The organism is Enterococcus sp. DIV1767 (genome assembly GCF_050542585.1).
In the GTDB taxonomy this organism is placed as follows: domain Bacteria; phylum Bacillota; class Bacilli; order Lactobacillales; family Enterococcaceae; genus Enterococcus_D; species Enterococcus_D innesii.
On record NZ_CP172936.1, the window covers coordinates 1,358,592 to 1,373,844 of the forward strand.

Genomic DNA, 15,253 nt, shown 5'->3' on the forward strand with positions numbered 1-15,253 from the left:
GCGGTTCATCAACCATCCCGCGTAATCAAAACTCGGAGAAAGTAGGGATCATATGGAAAAATCAACAAATCTAACCAATCAACGTTTGCGTGTCGTCGCAGCCAATGGGATCATCATGGCACTTTATATCGCTGTAACGGTTCTAGTCGCACCCGTTGCCTCAGGAGCGATTCAATTCAGGATATCTGAAGGATTGAATCACTTAGTCGTTTTCAACAGGAAATTGATGTGGGGTGTCGTCGGCGGGGTTGTTGTGTATAACTTGTTCTTTGGAATGGGGATCTTGGATGTCGTATTCGGTGGGGTCGGAAGCTTTTTGGCTTTAGGAGCGACTGCGCTGGTACAGAAGAAGATTCCAAATGTTTTCTTAAGACTAGCATTTAACACCATTGTTTTTTCATTAAGCATGTTCCTGATTGCGATTATGCTAAATATCACCTTAGCATTGCCTTTCTGGCCAACATTTGCAACAACAGCATTAAGTGAATTTATCGTGATGACGATTACGGCACCTGTGATGTATATTATCAATCGTGCTGTTCGTTTTGATAAACGCGTTTAAAGAAAACTTGTTTTTTGCTTTGATGGTTCTCAAAAAACAAGAAAAAGATCATTCCTAAGAAATGAAGGAATGATCTTTTGTTTTATTCTGCTTTTAAGTCTTCGATTTCTACAACTTTGAAGTTTTTTGCTTCTAGTTGCGTAACGATCTTGTCGCATAATTCTTTTGATGTGTTTGCTGGTAAAGTAATCATCGTACGACGAATAAATTCGTCTTTGCCGATATCCAGTGTGATACAGCTGGCGATACTGCTGTATTTTGCGATTATTTTTGAGATAACCGCTAAGTCGCCTTGTTGACCTGTTGATGCGATCGTCAACACATAGCTTCCTTGCTCAACGCTCCATGATTGTGACAACATATTCAATAAGGAGCTGTGGGTCAAGATGCCGTAAAATTGATTGTTTTCATCTAATACCGCAATATAAGGCAATTCTTTGATCGTAAAGAAAACCTTAAAAAATGAAGAGTTGACATAAATGAACTTCGTCGCATTTTTTAGCAGATAGGTGACGGGTAAAGTCATGTCGCCGCCGTTTGCTTTATGGCGATAGATGTGCATTTTATAAATATTTCCTCTAAAAATCTTTCCTGATTCATCTAGGATAGGCACACAACGATAACCAGACTCTTCTAAAATTGCCAGCGCTTCTTCTAAGGTAGCTGTTTCCTTTACCGTTGTTAAATCGCGTTTTTTGTAAACCATTGTTTTTAATAACATAATTTTCCCTCCCAAATACCCATTTAACACCATTATCATACCACAAAATCAGCAGAAACTATATTTATACGACAGAAAATCAAAAATTGACACAATCTTAATTAAATGGTATTTTTAGTGTTGGAAAACTTTATAAAAAGGGGGAGGACACTAAGATGGCAACGAAAAAAGCTGCTTTGGCTTGTTCTGTCTGCGGATCCCGCAACTATTCAAAATCAGTCAGTGAAGGTAAAAAAGGCGAACGCCTTGAAATCAACAAATTTTGCAAGTATTGCAATCAATATACTTTGCATCGTGAAACGAAGTAAGGAGGGAATCGAATGAAATTTTTGAAAAATGTTGTTGAAGAAATGAAAAACGTTTCTTGGCCATCAAAAAAACAATTACGCAAAGATACCTTTGTGGTGATTCAAACAACCATTATTTTTGCATTGATGTTCTTTGTGATGGACACACTGATTCAAACAGTCTTCAATTGGATCCTAAAGTAAGACTTCTTACTGATAGCGCTAGTCATTTATCGCAAATCATGCTATAATCGCTTTGAGGAAAAACTTCGGTGCAGCTGAGGTTTTTTTATTTTACAAAAAGATGGGGAGTCCGAAAAAAATGGAATCTTTTGAAAAAAATTGGTATGTTCTACATACGTATTCAGGTTACGAGAACAAAGTAAAAGCAAACCTAGAGTCACGTGCACAAAGCATGGGGATGGGTGATTATATTTTCCGTGTCGTTGTTCCCGAAGAAGTGGAAACAGAAGAAAAAAATGGCAAAACCAAAGAAATCGTTCATAAAACCTTTCCTGGTTATGTGCTAGTTGAGATGGTCATGACGGATGAATCTTGGTACGTGGTTCGGAATACACCAGGTGTGACTGGTTTCGTTGGCTCTCATGGTGCAGGAAGCAAGCCGGCGCCTTTATTACAAGAAGAAATCAATTCGATTTTGCGTTCGATTGGTATGAGCACCCGAACAGTTGAGTTAGAAGTAGAAATCGGCGAAACCGTCAAGATCATCGAAGGTGCGTTCTCTGGTTTAGAAGGTCAAGTAGCAGAAATTGATGAAGAGAAACAAAAACTAAAAGTGAACATCGATATGTTCGGTCGTGAAACCAGTACAGAACTTGATTTTGAGCAAGTAGATAAAATTTAACTGCTGGATAGACTAGCATGAACGGCTCATTTACGGTAAAATAACAGTAATGAGAATAAAGTGGACCAATTCGTTGGCCCACTTTTTTTCTCAAAATGAGTAAGCGCTTTATAAGAGGAAGGGGTCCTATGTCAAAATTAGTTGATTTTTTTAGAGTAAAGTTTCACAATGATTTTCATCCCCATACTAAAGGGATGATCTCTGTACATAATGGGTATAGCTTGTTGTTTCTTTTTAATTTGCTACTGTTTTTCTTTGCCATGTTGTTTTTCGATCCAAGGGTGGCAGTCGAAGAGCTCAAGTTGATTTTATTTTCGGAAAGTCATCTTGTGACAGATTATATTGCTATGACTTCTGTAGGGACGGCTTTATTAAACAGCAGTTTGATGACGTTTGTAGCGATCTCGATTTGTTATCATTATCGGGTGCCGATCACAGGCGGTGCGGTGTCCGCTATCTTTATGGTGACTGGGTATGGTTTTTTTGGGAAAAATCTACTAAATTTTATCCCGATATTTTTAGGCGTCCGCCTGTATTCGTATTTTATGAACGAACCACTGAAAAAATTTCTGTTGATCGCCTTGTACGGATCGTCGGTTTCTCCGATCGTCAGCTATTTTGCTTTCAATGATTCCTTACCACCTTATTTTAGTTTAGTGATGGGGTATGGCATTGGAATTTTTACCGGTTTTTTGATGGTTCCCATGGCACTGTACTTTCAAACGCTATTTCAAAGTGTCAGTCTTTACAGTTCGGGGTTCACTTCAGGAATGCTATGTACACTAGTTGCCGCTATCTGTCGGATGTTTGGCCTAACGATCGAGCTGCGAACAATGGTGTCACAAGAACAGCAACCGCGTTTGATTTTCATGATGCTGGTTTTAGGAAGTATGCTCGTAGGCTATGGTTCGCTGATGGCGATCAAGAAAAAACGGTTGAATATGCGAGCGATTTGGTCTCATAGTGGCAAAATCGAACGCGATATCTTACGTGATACCGGCGTTTATAATACGATGATCAATATGGGGTTAATGACATTCTTGTTAGTGGCTTACGTTGTCAGTATTGGTGCGGTTTTAAATGGACCGGTTATCGGTGCGATCTTTTGTGTCATCGGCTTTTCTGCTTGTGGCTCTCATGTGTTTAACTCGCTGCCTTTATTGGCAGGGGTGACGATCGCCAATCTATTGAGTGTATACACCATCAACGAGACGGTTACAGTCACGTCAGCGATTTTTGCGATGATGCTCTGTGCAGTAACGAATGCCTATGGCTGGAAAGGCGGCTTGGTGGTCGGTTTTGTCCACGCCTCAATGGTACTGAATATTGATTTCTTACATGGAGGTTTGAATCTGTATAACAATGGTTTTTCTGGCGGGCTCGTCGCCATGATGATCATTCCCCTATTGGATCTCAGCAAACAGCTTTGGCAAAAATCAGCCGATCAGGTGCCAGCTACCCAGAAAGAAAAAACACAAACAGTCTCGAAAGTACAAGAAAGTGAACAGCCATTAGTCCCATTGGATCAAACAGAAGGAAAACCTAAATTTTCCGAGCCTGTGAAGGTATTAACACCTGTTGCCCAAAAGAAACGCTATGGAGTAAGCGAGTGGGAGTAGAGAAATCCTCAGTGCTGTTTGTTACTTATTTAACAAATAGGAGGGACTTACCTTCCTGAGAAATAGTGAGAAAATGAAAACCAACCAAGAACAAGCAACGATTGGTTGTTCTTGGTTGGTTTTTATTGGTGTTCATTTCTAAAAAAAATCAACGATTGGCTTCTAAGATTTCTGCCTGCAAGCGTTGGGCAGTCGGTGTCATGGCTAGGCCGCCTTCAGCCGTTTCCTTGAAAATGCTAGGCATTTGCCGACCGACTTGATACATCGCTAAGACCACTTCATCTGGTGGGATGACACTTTCGATTCCTGCCAGTGCCATGTCGGCAGAGATAAAGGCTTGGGAAGATCCCAGGGCATTGCGCTTCACACAGGGGACTTCGACTAAGCCCGCGACAGGGTCACAAATCAAGCCCATCATATTTTTTAAGGTGATCGCCACCGCTTGAGCCGCTTGGTGAGGGGTGCCACCTTTTGCACAAACCAAAGCCGCCGCTGCCATTGCACTAGCAGAACCGATCTCTGCTTGACAACCGCCTTCGGCACCGGAAATCGAGGCATTGTTGGCAATCACCAGACCAAAGGCGCCGGCTGTAAACAAAAAGTCGACTTGTTGCGCTCGAGTCAGTGCCAAACGCTCACGCACGGCCATCAATACACCAGAAACAACACCCGCACTACCGGCAGTCGGAGTGGCGCAAATCAAGCCCATTTTCGCATTGACTTCATTGACTGCAATGGCATTTTGGACCGCTTGTAGAATGGTTTCTCCGCTTAAAAAATCACCGGCAGCAAGGTAGTCGTTCATCCGTGTCGCATCGCCACCGGTCAATCCCGTCACCGATTTTACACCAGCGACACCTTCAGCGACTGATTGCTCCATAACAACTAAATTCTTTTCCATGATTGCAAGGATCTGTTCGCGACTACGGCCAGTATTTTCTGCTTCGATTGCAATCATCATCTCTGCAACGGAAGGATAATTTTTACTCTCTGTTACTAATTCTTCTATTGTATAGAACATGTGCCTTTTCTCCTTTAATCAAAATACGCAGCGCTGTAAACGTGTGGCAAAACTTTGATTTGTTGGGCCAGCTGATCATTGCGCTGATCGACTTCGATGATCATGATGGCTTTATCACCGACAGCTTCTCTTGTTACGGTCATCGTACCGATATTGATTTGAGCCTCTGATAGTAAATTGGTTACTTTCGCAATCATTCCTGGAACATCTTGATGGACGATCACATAAGTTGGCGTACCTAGCGTCAGAGAAATTTTGAAGCCGTTAAGCTCTGAGATTTGAATATTGCCACCACCAATCGAAATACCAGTGACGGATAGTTTGTGGCTACCTTTTGTCAAAATCATCTTGACCATATTTGGATGTTCCGCTTTTTCTTTTTTAGGGACGAATAAGACTTCGATCCCTTTCTCATAAGCGATTTTTAAAGAGTCTGCTAGGCGAGCGTCATCTGGCTCCATGCCTAAGAGACCGCCAACTAACGCAATATCGGTTCCATGACCGCGATAGGTTTTGGCAAACGATTCATACAACAGGATATCTACACTGTCTGGCTGTTCGCCAAAAATACTGCGAACGATTTTTCCAATCCGGGCAGCACCGGCTGTATGAGAACTGCTGGGACCCACCATGATGGGTCCGATTATATCAAATACACTGCGGTATTTTAATTGTTCCATTTTTTTCACCTCGAATAGTAGTAAACGAATAGGGAAGAATTCCAGTAGTAGTGTAGCATAAAAAAATGAGAGAATGAAAAAAGCAGACCAAAAGCAAGGGATTTTTATTTATTTTTTTAGCGAAGGAATAACGAAAAGCGCTGGTGAGTATTTTTTCGAAAAAAACAGCTGAAAAACCTTGAATTATTCCTTAAAGATGCTATAATATTCCAGTGTGCTTTCGTCACACGTTTTTTGTGTGTGCACATGAATCACCAAAGTGGGAGGAGAAATTTGGATCTCCAATTAACCACATCACGGACTCAAGGAGGTATGTCTCGTGGCAAAAAAAGTAGAAAAAATCGTTAAATTGCAAATTCCTGCAGGTAAAGCAACACCAGCTCCGCCGGTAGGTCCTGCGCTAGGTCAAGCGGGTATCAACATCATGGGATTCACTAAAGAATTCAATGCTCGTACAGCTGATCAAGCAGGTTTGATCATTCCAGTAGTGATCTCTGTATACGAAGACCGTTCATTTACTTTCGTTACAAAAACACCACCAGCAGCAGTATTGTTGAAAAAAGCAGCAAACGTTGAAAAAGGTTCAGGCGAACCAAACAAAACAAAAGTTGCAAAAGTTTCACGCGATCAAGTAAAAGAAATCGCTGAATTGAAAATGGAAGACCTAAACGCAGCTGACGTTGAAGCAGCAATGCGCATGGTTGAAGGAACTGCACGAAGCATGGGGATCACTGTAGAATAATTACAGCCCTAAGGAAGTAGCTTCTCAGTCGGCTTCATATTGAAAAATATGGGACACGTGGGAGGTTCTACCGTTATAACCACATCAAGGAGGAAACAAAATGGCTAAAAAAAGCAAAAAAATGCAAGAAGCATTGAAAAAAGTTGATGCTACAAAAGCTTATTCAGTTGAAGAAGCAGTAGCTTTGGCAAAAGAAACAAATATTGCAAAATTCGACGCAACGGTTGAAGTTGCTTACAAATTAAACGTAGACCCTAAAAAAGCGGATCAACAAATCCGTGGCGCGGTTGTATTACCAAACGGTACTGGTAAAACACAAACAGTTTTAGTTTTTGCTAAAGGCGATAAAGCCAAAGAAGCAGAAGCAGCTGGTGCTGATTTCGTTGGTGACGACGATATGGTTCAAAAAATCCAAGGTGGCTGGTTCGACTTTGACGTTGTTGTTGCAACGCCTGACATGATGGCTACTGTTGGTAAATTAGGTCGTGTATTAGGCCCTAAAGGTTTGATGCCTAACCCTAAAACTGGTACAGTAACAATGGACGTAACAAAAGCAGTTAACGAAGTAAAAGCTGGTAAAGTTACTTACCGTGTTGACAAAGCTGGAAACATCCACGTACCAATCGGAAAAGTTTCTTTTGAAGATGACAAATTGATCGAAAACTTCAAAACGATCCATGAAACATTGTTGAAAGCTAAACCTTCAGCAGCAAAAGGTCAATACATGAAAAATATCTCAGTTACAACAACATTTGGACCTGGGATCCATGTAGAACAAGCTTCTTTCTAATTTAATACAAAAATTTAAAACTTTTATTGACTTGACTGCCTTATCTATGGTAAGGTAGTCAAGGTTAAAAGTTTAACTGTACCGAAGACAGTAGGTGGCATTTGCCTTAATTTCCTACCGAGGACGTTTATTGAGAACCTTCAATAGTCCCTCTATGTCTACGGTGGCATAGAGTTTTTTATTGTCTTTTTTTAAGACAAAGGAACCGTTCGTTTCGAAGAAACTCTTCCATCAAAATCAGGAGGTGAAATATAAATGAGTGAAGCAGCTATCGCTAAAAAATCCGCGATCGTTGATGAAGTGAGTGAAAAATTCTCTGCAGCCGCATCTGTAGTCGTTGTTGACTACCGTGGACTAACTGTTGATGAAGTAACTCGCTTACGTAAACAATTGCGTGATGCAAACGTTGAGATGAAAGTTATCAAAAACTCAATTCTTTCTCGTGCTGCTGAAAAAGCTGGTCTAGAAGGTTTAGGTGAAGTATTCACTGGTCCTACTGCCGTAGCATTCAGTAACGAAGACGTTGTTGCACCTGCAAAAATCATTAACGATTTCGCAAAAGACGCAAAAGCTTTAGAAATCAAAGGCGGTATCATCGAAGGCAAAGTTTCTTCATTGGAAGAAATTACTGCATTGGCGAAATTGCCAAACCGCGAAGGACTTCTTTCTATGTTGCTATCTGTGCTACAAGCACCTATCCGCAACGTGGCTTACGCTGTCAAAGCAGTGGCAGAAAAAGAAGAAGATGCAGCATAATTGCCGCATGATTTTTCAGTATTAAAAAACTAAACTACTTACTTAAATGGAGGAAAACAAAATGGCATTGAACATTGAAAACATTGTCGAAGAGCTAAAAGGCGCGACAATCTTAGAATTAAACGATTTAATTAAAGCTATCGAAGAAGAATTTGGCGTATCTGCTGCAGCTCCTGTAGCTGTAGCTGGTGGAGCTGGCGATGCTGGTGCTGCTGAAGAACAAACTGAATTCACTGTAGAATTGACTGCAGCTGGCGATCAAAAAGTTAAAGTTATCAAAGCAGTTCGTGAAGCAACTGGCTTAGGCTTGAAAGAAGCGAAAGCAGTCGTTGACGGAGCTCCTTCAGCAGTTAAAGAAGGCATCTCTAAAGACGAAGCTGAAGCATTGAAAGCAGCTTTAGAAGAAGTTGGCGCTTCAGTAACAGTTAAATAATTTTTCTTAGTGTCAAATCCTTTCGTATGAAGGGGTTTGGCGCTTTTTTTAATAAATGAAATCCCTGCAAAAGGAATAAGCAGCGATCCCCGTTTCTTACTAGCGAGGATCACTGCTTATTTTTTTCTAAATTGTTGGAATAAGAACACAAAAATAAAAAAGAAAAATGCTTCCCACAATGTTGTGGTCCAGCTAAAACTGCGGTTGATACCAAAAACGAGATTACCGATATTGGAAACCACCAAATACAATGCTGTTGCTAGCAAAGAATAGCCGAGTCGTTTGCCCATCATTACGCCTCCCTTTGCTATGATTGTAACAAGTCAAAAGAGTTGTGGCAATCAATTCTAATGCAGTGATGATAAATTGATCGATAGAAAGAGAAAAACCGAACGATCACAACGGATCGTTCAGCTGAAGAGGATATACACGGTTCGCTTAACCCAATGGGACGTCAAAGATCCAACCAGTTGGTGCGGCAATGTCTCCGAATTGAATGCCGGTCAATTGGTCATACAATGCTTTGGTTTGTGGACCAACTTCTGTTTCGCTATAGAACACATGGAAATCCTCACCGTTTTGGATCCCGCCAATCGGAGAAATAACAGCAGCTGTTCCGCAGGCACCCGCTTCGACAAAACGATCCAGCTCATTGAGATAAACATCACCTTCAACCGGGGTCAATCCTAATGAATGTTGCGCTAGATGCAGCAATGAATATTTTGTGATACTTGGCAAAATAGAAGGAGATTTTGGTGTCACAAATTCATTGTCAGCCGTGATCCCGAAAAAGTTGGCAGAACCGACTTCTTCGATTTTGGTATGTGTTTCTGGATCAAGATAGATGCAGTCGGAAAATTTCCGTTGATGGGCTTCGTATCCAGGCAATAAACTCGCCGCATAATTTCCGCCAACTTTGGCTGCACCAGTACCATTTGGTGCCGCGCGATCATAATCAGAAACAATGAAATTCGTCGGTGTCAATCCGCCCTTAAAGTAAGGACCGACAGGCATACAAAAAACCGTAAAAATGTACTCTGGTGCTGGACTAACACCGATGTTTTCTCCGACGCCAATCAATAGCGGACGAATATACAAGGTGGCGCCGCTGCCATAAGGCGGAACATATTCCTGATTTGCTTTCACTACTTGTTTTACCGCATCTAAGAAGAAGTCCTCAGGAACCTCTGGCATGCGCAGACGATAGGCACTGCGGTTCATCCGTTTGCTATTTTCGTCTGGACGGAACAAATTGATGCCGCCATCTTTTCTTCGGTAGGCTTTTAGTCCTTCAAAACATTGCTGTCCATAATGAAGAGCGGTTGATCCCTCGTGGATATGCAGATAATTATCCTCGGTAAGTTCGCCTTCATTCCAAGAACCGTCTTTCCATGTTGCCAAAAAACGCCATGGCGTTTTGATATAAGAAAACCCTAAATTTGACCAATCGATTGTCATTCGTTCACACCCTTTTTTAATTTTTCTAAGTATAGCACTTCAGAAAAGAAATGTCATTATTTTCTGAAAATTCTTCTGTAAGAATATTTGGTGACATTGACTTGTAAAGAAAGGGGAAGTGATCTTTGCTTGTACGAGTTCCCCAGATTGTTTTTCTACAAGTTCTGTGCTTCAATGAGAGTATAAAAAAACAAAAAAGGGGGAACGTTTGTGATTGAGGAAGTGTTGACGGACAGTCTAGGGATCGCTGCTGCGTATCGACGATTGAAACCAATCATGATCCATACACCACTTGCACCAAGTAATATTTTAGGTAAAGAAAAAGAGGGCACGATATTTTTGAAATTAGAAAATCTACAGCGCACCGGCTCCTTTAAAGCGCGTGGGGCGTATAACAAACTCGCTTCATTGACTGATGCAGAAAAACTTCGCGGTGTCATTGCCTGTTCTGCAGGAAATCATGCACAAGGTGTTGCCCTCGCCGGATCGTTACTGGGGATCAATGTCCGAATCTTTATGCCATTGACGGCTGCCAAAACAAAAATAGAGGCGACAAGAAGCTATGGCGCACAAGTCGTTTTAGCAGGAGAGACGTTTGATGAAACCAAACAACTGACACTAGAGGCCATGAAAGACAGTGGCGAAGTATTTGTCTCTCCTTTTGATGATCGTGCAGTAATGGAGGGGCAAGGAACGATTGCAATCGAACTGTTGGAGGATCTTCCGGATGTTGATAATGTCATTATTCCCATCGGCGGTGGTGGGTTGATCGCTGGGATCGCTTTAGCCTTAAAAGAACTTCGTCCAGAAGTCAAGATCATCGGCGTTCAATCCTATGGCGTTTATGGCATGATCGCCTCACTTTGGCAGCAAAAGCTAGTAGCCAATCGCCGTAGCCGAACGATCGCCGACGGCTGTGATGTCGCTTTGGCAGGGGAGCTGACCTATGATGTTTTAAAGACCCGTATCGATGAAACAGTCTTAGTTGAAGAATCCGACATCGAACAAGCGATCCATTACTTGGCTTTGAAGGAAAAAGTCATTGCAGAAGGTGCCGGTGCATTAAGTACGGCGGCGATTTTAAGTGGACAGATCGATCATTTGCTTCGAGGAAAGAAAACTGTGGCATTGGTCTCCGGCGGAAATATTGATTTCTCTGTGTTTAAGGAAATCATCTGAGTGCAACAAGCCTTCCAAAAAAGAAAGAAGAGACCTGATTAGACATTCTCCTAATTGGGTCTCTTCTTTTAAATTCAAAGCAGGTGCTCAGATGATTACTTTGGGGGAGAAAGGATTGCTTCGATCCACTGTCCAAAGGTTGTTACATATTTCAAGGGTCCGACCAATGTAAATCGTGCCATCGTTGGGTTGATTTTTTCAAAGTAAAAACGCCGACTTTCCCCTGAGTAAAGTGCATTGAATTCATCAATAACGATTTTTTTTTGCTGTTGTAGCAATTCCTCTGATTCAATAAAGAAATCAATGGCAAGTAAGCTTTCGGGTATCTGTTTTTCTGAACGTATTGAAGCAAAAGAAAGCAGGGGATCTTCAAATGGTTCGCCCATCAACGAAGCCACATCTTTGTAAGAAAAGCGCCACTGCCCGCCAATTTTTGTCCCTATAAGTTGGTTGGTCTTTTGATAATTTCGTATGGTTCGAGTCGTTACGCCCAGTTTTTCAGCGACTTCTTCAACGGTATAATAATCTTTCATCGGTTCCTCCTACAAAGCGATTGTACGATCACAAAAGCGTTGCTCCTCTTTCTTATGACTAGTATAGATGATAATGCGTTTTTCTGCATGTTTTTTTAAACACTTCATAATCTTTTCGGCAGCTTCATCATCAAGGCTGCTGGTAGCTTCGTCTAAAAGAATGATTTCGGCATCACTTAATAAGATGCGAGCTAGAGCGATTCTTTGCTTTTCTCCTCCAGACAAGTCGGCACCATTTTCCGTAAGCCTGCTAGTCCATGAGCGCTGTTGAAAAATAGGCGCTAAAATACCAGAGGTTTCGATAATTGTTTTTTCTTCTTCCGTCATTTTTCTTCCCCATACAAGATTTTCTTCAATTGTCCGAGAGAGAATCGTAGGGTCTTGAGCAAGGTAGATGGTTTTATCTGTTTCAGGGTTTCTTGGCTTGATGCGTGTACTCTTCGTTGAAAGCGAAATTCCTTCTGATGGATAAAGGCCAGCAATTGCCTTTAAAAACGTTGATTTTCCTTTTCCTGAAGCGCCAGCCAAGTAAATATGTTCACCAGGCTTCAAGGTTTCTTCAATGAGAAAGGAAAAGCTGTGGTTGCCAATTGATACGACAGGGTGGTCGAAAGTAAGACTCAGAGTAGCTTCACTCGTTTGGTTCCAGCAGTCATCGGGAGCAGCCAATTCTTCGTTAACAAAACGTTGATTGGTCCTCAGAGTAGCGGTATCAAGATTGATTTTCGTTAAACCACTTAACGCAGAAAAGTAAATGGGTAATAGTACGCCAATCAAAATCAACGCAGAGGTTGGCAGTTCATCTTGTAATATTCCTTGAATCATAAACAAATAGATGCCGATCTGGGCGATCTGATTGATCGCATTAAGGACTAAACTAGTCGTTTGGGCAAATGTATTGGTGTTTGCTAATGTTTGATACATCGATGACAATTGAGAGGAAAACAGCTGCTCAAGAACAGCGTCACTCCATTGCTTCATTGTATCAATATGGGACAATGTTGTTAACATTTCCTTATTGCTGAGAGCAAATGCTTCTTGCATATTTTTCATCTTAATACTCAACTGTTGATTGATCCATCGAAACCCAAAAACATTGATGGGAAATAGCAATAGTAAAATGAAACCCAGTAAATAATACAATTGGAAACACAAAAAAAGTGGGATCAGCAATAAGAAAAAGCAGCGAATAGCTTCGCTAAAACTACCGCAAATAAACAAGTATAAGGAATCAACAACGCCAAAGATGCGGTTTAATAGATAAGTGGGCTCCTTTTCAGAGAGCTCAACATAACTCTTCCTTTTCATTTTTTTTAACAATTCTAAGAGATGGCGCACATTCATCGAAGCTGCATAGCGCTCTTTCATCACAATCAATAAGAATTGCGCGCAATAAGTAATGCTTAATATGAACGCTAATAAGCCGACGAGATGATCAAAGCGCAGTGCGTGATCTTCTTGTAGAAGCAAAGGGAAAGCGAGGTTTGTCAGGACAGTCAAAAAAACTAGCAAACTACTCAAACTGATAAAAAGTTTATTGTTTCTAATAATTTCAAACATAAAATCAACTCATTTCCTATATTTTCCTAAATGGTAGATGTTTTTATGAAAAATGTCAACAAAAAAAGAGTTCCTGATTAAAGGAACTCTTGAAAAATCAAAAGCTGCGTCCGCCGCCACCGAATGTACCGCCACCGGAAGAGTGGGTCGTACTGCCGCCACCGCCGCCAGAAAAACCACCGCCGCCTCCACCATTATTCGAAGGACGGGGGATGCGTCTGGTTGTGACAAAGGAATTGACTAAGCGATCTTCTTTTTGGGTTAGATCAATACTTGATTTTTCTAGATAGTTAAATTTGTAGCCGCCCATTTTTAATTGATAACGGGATTTAACAATGATGAAAAAGGCGATACTGATCACTGCCGCGATCGCTAAGCAAATAGCAATTTCTAGTGGCGTTATCACTTTGTAATAAGTAATTTTTCCGGTATCACGATCGATACGATAGTGATCGGCAGGAACACCCGCTTCCACAAAACTTTCTGCTTTTTGCAGATAGACCAATGCCGCTTGATAATAATTTCCCTCTGCCATCTGGTCAAATACCGCATCAAGTAGCTTATCTAGACGTGAATCGGTAAGATAATCGATCATATTTCCGGAAGTAGAAACGTGAAATTCCCGTTGCGCCATATCGATCACCAATGCCGAACCGTTGTTGTCATTGCCGATCCGTCTTGAAAGATATCGATCAGTGTACAACTCGATATCTCCCGTATTGCTGTTCGTTGTTTGAATAAAAACTTCGCCTTTGATCTTCGCATTCAGCGCTTCTGCTTCCTCGTTCAACTTCTGGATCTCTTGTTCGGTAAAGAGTCCAGCGTGGTCTGCGACTGTCTCTTCGGCTGCGAAGGCGGGCAGGGTGGTTAAGAAAAAGCCAACCAGTAGAAGCAACAAATAAGATAGTTTTTTCATAAGAAATACGCTCCAATCAATGCGAGGATGGTCGTTGCCGCGAAAATGGCGCCACTGACGATTCCCAAGCGTTTGTAACTGATCGGTAAAACACCGCTGACTTTTCCTGTTTGCCCATTCATCGCATAATAAAAGGCACTCTTGTTTTCATCATCGGCTCGATAGGTCACTAGCCATACAGGAAGCAAAACGTAGTTGTTTTCTTCTTTTGTTAGATTGATGGATCGATTGTTGCGTTTAAAACTAGTATAGCCATTGACGGTGCCTGCTAGCAGGTTTTCAGCATAACCCGATAATTCGTTTTTGACTTCGTCGGAAAGATCGATGTACTCAATGTCTCTTTTTTCTGCTTGGAAGCCGGCTAAATACTGACTGCGAAACGCAACGGCTTTTTCAAGGGGGAACGGTTGAACGCCAGTTACCATTTTTTGTTGGACGTTTTTTGACAGTGCATGCTTGAGTAATTCGTTCACCTTGATTTTGCCTCGCCGCAAGACGTCGTATTGTTTATGCTCAGTATATTCAATGTCACCAACCCGCCAAATACGCAAGGAGGTACCCATTCCTGAAAGCGAACCATTCATCTCGGCATCGACGACCCAATAAGGGAAGTATACGCCAGTCAATTTCTCTACTTGTGCTTGGTCGAAGAAATCCCGTGGGACGAATTTTTTCTTTTGCGCCCATTCTAAAAACTTTTTCGTTGCTTCTTCTTTTTCGATCGCAAAGGGAAGGACTTTGTTTGGCAAAAATTCTCCCGAAAGCCGACCAGACAAAACGACCGGATTATGGCAAAAGTAGCAATAGGTTGCAGCTGTAGTCGCATCCGTCACGATTTCAGCACCGCAGCTGGGGCAGATGAAAAGGTCCATCTGTCCTGCTTGTGCATCGGCTTGCTCTCTAACTTCTTCTTGAAGGGACGGTTCGGTCTCGGTCGCTGCAGAAGGATCTGAGACAGGAGTATCGGCCATCTGCGCTTCTTTTTGCTTTTCTTCAAAGGCAGTGACTTCGTCTTCAGTAAAAATACTCAGACAAAATGGACAATGAAATTTTTGATCGCCAGGATCAAAGGTTAAAGCGCCCCCACAATTGGGGCACTTATGTGTGATAACATCCATCAGCAATCCTCCT

General features: G+C 41.7%; 19 protein-coding genes and 1 other annotated feature. Of the genes, 10 read left to right on the forward strand and 9 right to left on the reverse strand.

All coding sequences use genetic code 11. From position 1 onward, the window contains the following. The first annotated feature begins 52 nt into the window (after positions 1-52). Positions 53-562, forward strand: coding sequence for a QueT transporter family protein (locus tag IGI78_RS06550; protein ID WP_077452494.1), 510 nt, complete (start codon positions 53-55; stop codon positions 560-562). Between the two features lie 82 nt (positions 563-644). Here IGI78_RS06550 and cbpA read toward each other — a convergent pair whose 3' ends face one another. Beyond that, positions 645-1,283, reverse strand: a complete 639-nt coding sequence (gene cbpA, locus IGI78_RS06555) for a cyclic di-AMP binding protein CbpA (RefSeq protein WP_077452493.1) — start codon at positions 1,281-1,283, stop codon at positions 645-647. Positions 1,284-1,438: 155 nt separating this feature from the next. On the opposite strand from cbpA, the gene rpmG reads away from it, so the two are divergent. The 4 genes from rpmG (at position 1,439) to IGI78_RS06575 (ending at position 4,054) form a co-directional block, all read left to right on the forward strand. Next, entirely contained in the window at positions 1,439-1,591 is a 153-nt protein-coding gene (gene rpmG / locus IGI78_RS06560; protein ID WP_005229764.1) for a 50S ribosomal protein L33, read from the forward strand. 12 nt (positions 1,592-1,603) lie between these two features. After that, positions 1,604-1,774: a preprotein translocase subunit SecE gene (secE, locus tag IGI78_RS06565; RefSeq protein WP_005229766.1), complete on the forward strand. Its 171-nt coding sequence runs from the start codon at positions 1,604-1,606 to the stop codon at positions 1,772-1,774. A gap of 118 nt (positions 1,775-1,892) precedes the next feature. Continuing rightward, a complete protein-coding gene (nusG, locus tag IGI78_RS06570; RefSeq protein WP_005229769.1) occupies positions 1,893-2,435 on the forward strand; it encodes a transcription termination/antitermination protein NusG in 543 nt (180 codons plus the stop codon). A gap of 128 nt (positions 2,436-2,563) precedes the next feature. Then, positions 2,564-4,054, forward strand: a complete 1,491-nt coding sequence (locus IGI78_RS06575) for a DUF1576 domain-containing protein (protein ID WP_140965514.1) — start codon at positions 2,564-2,566, stop codon at positions 4,052-4,054. A 148-nt stretch (positions 4,055-4,202) separates the two neighbouring features. Here IGI78_RS06575 and sdaAA read toward each other — a convergent pair whose 3' ends face one another. Beyond that, positions 4,203-5,075 (reverse strand): L-serine ammonia-lyase, iron-sulfur-dependent, subunit alpha, encoded by an 873-nt coding sequence (sdaAA, locus tag IGI78_RS06580; RefSeq protein ID WP_010749448.1) that lies wholly within the window; start codon positions 5,073-5,075, stop codon positions 4,203-4,205. A gap of 14 nt (positions 5,076-5,089) precedes the next feature. Further along, entirely contained in the window at positions 5,090-5,755 is a 666-nt protein-coding gene (sdaAB, locus tag IGI78_RS06585) for an L-serine ammonia-lyase, iron-sulfur-dependent subunit beta (protein WP_005229781.1), read from the reverse strand. A gap of 319 nt (positions 5,756-6,074) precedes the next feature. Between sdaAB and rplK the strand changes: the two genes are divergently transcribed. The 4 genes from rplK to rplL all read left to right on the forward strand — a co-directional run bounded on the left by rplK (position 6,075) and on the right by rplL (position 8,476). Beyond that, complete coding sequence (gene rplK / locus IGI78_RS06590; protein WP_005229787.1) at positions 6,075-6,497, forward strand: 50S ribosomal protein L11; 423 nt, start codon at positions 6,075-6,077, stop codon at positions 6,495-6,497. Between the two features lie 100 nt (positions 6,498-6,597). Beyond that, the gene (rplA, locus tag IGI78_RS06595; RefSeq protein WP_005229790.1) at positions 6,598-7,287 is read left to right on the forward strand and encodes a 50S ribosomal protein L1; all 690 of its coding nucleotides are present in this window, start codon (positions 6,598-6,600) and stop codon (positions 7,285-7,287) included. A gap of 63 nt (positions 7,288-7,350) precedes the next feature. Further along, positions 7,351-7,477: a sequence feature (ribosomal protein L10 leader region), on the forward strand. A 65-nt stretch (positions 7,478-7,542) separates the two neighbouring features. Further along, positions 7,543-8,043 carry a 50S ribosomal protein L10 gene (rplJ, locus tag IGI78_RS06600; RefSeq protein WP_016610861.1) on the forward strand — a complete coding sequence of 167 codons (501 nt, stop codon included), beginning with the start codon at positions 7,543-7,545 and terminating at the stop codon, positions 8,041-8,043. A gap of 61 nt (positions 8,044-8,104) precedes the next feature. Then, a complete protein-coding gene (gene rplL, locus IGI78_RS06605) occupies positions 8,105-8,476 on the forward strand; it encodes a 50S ribosomal protein L7/L12 (protein WP_003127081.1) in 372 nt (123 codons plus the stop codon). 116 nt (positions 8,477-8,592) lie between these two features. Here the strand turns inward: rplL and IGI78_RS06610 are convergent, their stop codons facing one another. Continuing rightward, entirely contained in the window at positions 8,593-8,766 is a 174-nt protein-coding gene (locus IGI78_RS06610) for a hypothetical protein (protein ID WP_005231922.1), read from the reverse strand. A 148-nt stretch (positions 8,767-8,914) separates the two neighbouring features. After that, positions 8,915-9,934, reverse strand: coding sequence for a branched-chain amino acid aminotransferase (locus tag IGI78_RS06615; RefSeq protein ID WP_140965515.1), 1,020 nt, complete (start codon positions 9,932-9,934; stop codon positions 8,915-8,917). A gap of 210 nt (positions 9,935-10,144) precedes the next feature. Between IGI78_RS06615 and IGI78_RS06620 the strand changes: the two genes are divergently transcribed. Then, positions 10,145-11,113: a pyridoxal-phosphate dependent enzyme gene (locus IGI78_RS06620; protein ID WP_086292668.1), complete on the forward strand. Its 969-nt coding sequence runs from the start codon at positions 10,145-10,147 to the stop codon at positions 11,111-11,113. A 95-nt stretch (positions 11,114-11,208) separates the two neighbouring features. Here the strand turns inward: IGI78_RS06620 and IGI78_RS06625 are convergent, their stop codons facing one another. The 4 genes from IGI78_RS06625 to IGI78_RS06640 form a co-directional block, all read right to left on the reverse strand. After that, the gene (locus IGI78_RS06625) at positions 11,209-11,646 is read right to left on the reverse strand and encodes a helix-turn-helix domain-containing protein (RefSeq protein ID WP_140965516.1); all 438 of its coding nucleotides are present in this window, start codon (positions 11,644-11,646) and stop codon (positions 11,209-11,211) included. A 9-nt stretch (positions 11,647-11,655) separates the two neighbouring features. Further along, a complete protein-coding gene (locus IGI78_RS06630) occupies positions 11,656-13,116 on the reverse strand; it encodes an ATP-binding cassette domain-containing protein (RefSeq protein WP_430618551.1) in 1,461 nt (486 codons plus the stop codon). A 187-nt stretch (positions 13,117-13,303) separates the two neighbouring features. After that, positions 13,304-14,122 carry a TPM domain-containing protein gene (locus IGI78_RS06635; RefSeq protein ID WP_077452486.1) on the reverse strand — a complete coding sequence of 273 codons (819 nt, stop codon included), beginning with the start codon at positions 14,120-14,122 and terminating at the stop codon, positions 13,304-13,306. Further along, positions 14,119-15,240: a TFIIB-type zinc ribbon-containing protein gene (locus tag IGI78_RS06640; RefSeq protein ID WP_430618552.1), complete on the reverse strand. Its 1,122-nt coding sequence runs from the start codon at positions 15,238-15,240 to the stop codon at positions 14,119-14,121. The genes IGI78_RS06635 and IGI78_RS06640 overlap by 4 nt, the downstream gene beginning before the upstream one ends. Positions 15,241-15,253 lie beyond the last annotated feature (13 nt).

Coding starts and splice junctions, on each gene's coding strand:
- IGI78_RS06550 (WP_077452494.1), top strand. CDS start 53: ATGGAAAAATCAACAAATCTAACCAATCAACGTTTGCGTGTCGTCGCA.
- cbpA (WP_077452493.1), bottom strand. CDS start 1,283: ATGTTATTAAAAACAATGGTTTACAAAAAACGCGATTTAACAACGGTA.
- rpmG (WP_005229764.1), top strand. CDS start 1,439: ATGGCAACGAAAAAAGCTGCTTTGGCTTGTTCTGTCTGCGGATCCCGC.
- secE (WP_005229766.1), top strand. CDS start 1,604: ATGAAATTTTTGAAAAATGTTGTTGAAGAAATGAAAAACGTTTCTTGG.
- nusG (WP_005229769.1), top strand. CDS start 1,893: ATGGAATCTTTTGAAAAAAATTGGTATGTTCTACATACGTATTCAGGT.
- IGI78_RS06575 (WP_140965514.1), top strand. CDS start 2,564: ATGTCAAAATTAGTTGATTTTTTTAGAGTAAAGTTTCACAATGATTTT.
- sdaAA (WP_010749448.1), bottom strand. CDS start 5,075: ATGTTCTATACAATAGAAGAATTAGTAACAGAGAGTAAAAATTATCCT.
- sdaAB (WP_005229781.1), bottom strand. CDS start 5,755: ATGGAACAATTAAAATACCGCAGTGTATTTGATATAATCGGACCCATC.
- rplA (WP_005229790.1), top strand. CDS start 6,598: ATGGCTAAAAAAAGCAAAAAAATGCAAGAAGCATTGAAAAAAGTTGAT.
- rplJ (WP_016610861.1), top strand. CDS start 7,543: ATGAGTGAAGCAGCTATCGCTAAAAAATCCGCGATCGTTGATGAAGTG.
- rplL (WP_003127081.1), top strand. CDS start 8,105: ATGGCATTGAACATTGAAAACATTGTCGAAGAGCTAAAAGGCGCGACA.
- IGI78_RS06610 (WP_005231922.1), bottom strand. CDS start 8,766: ATGGGCAAACGACTCGGCTATTCTTTGCTAGCAACAGCATTGTATTTG.
- IGI78_RS06615 (WP_140965515.1), bottom strand. CDS start 9,934: ATGACAATCGATTGGTCAAATTTAGGGTTTTCTTATATCAAAACGCCA.
- IGI78_RS06625 (WP_140965516.1), bottom strand. CDS start 11,646: ATGAAAGATTATTATACCGTTGAAGAAGTCGCTGAAAAACTGGGCGTA.
- IGI78_RS06635 (WP_077452486.1), bottom strand. CDS start 14,122: ATGAAAAAACTATCTTATTTGTTGCTTCTACTGGTTGGCTTTTTCTTA.
- IGI78_RS06640 (WP_430618552.1), bottom strand. CDS start 15,240: ATGGATGTTATCACACATAAGTGCCCCAATTGTGGGGGCGCTTTAACC.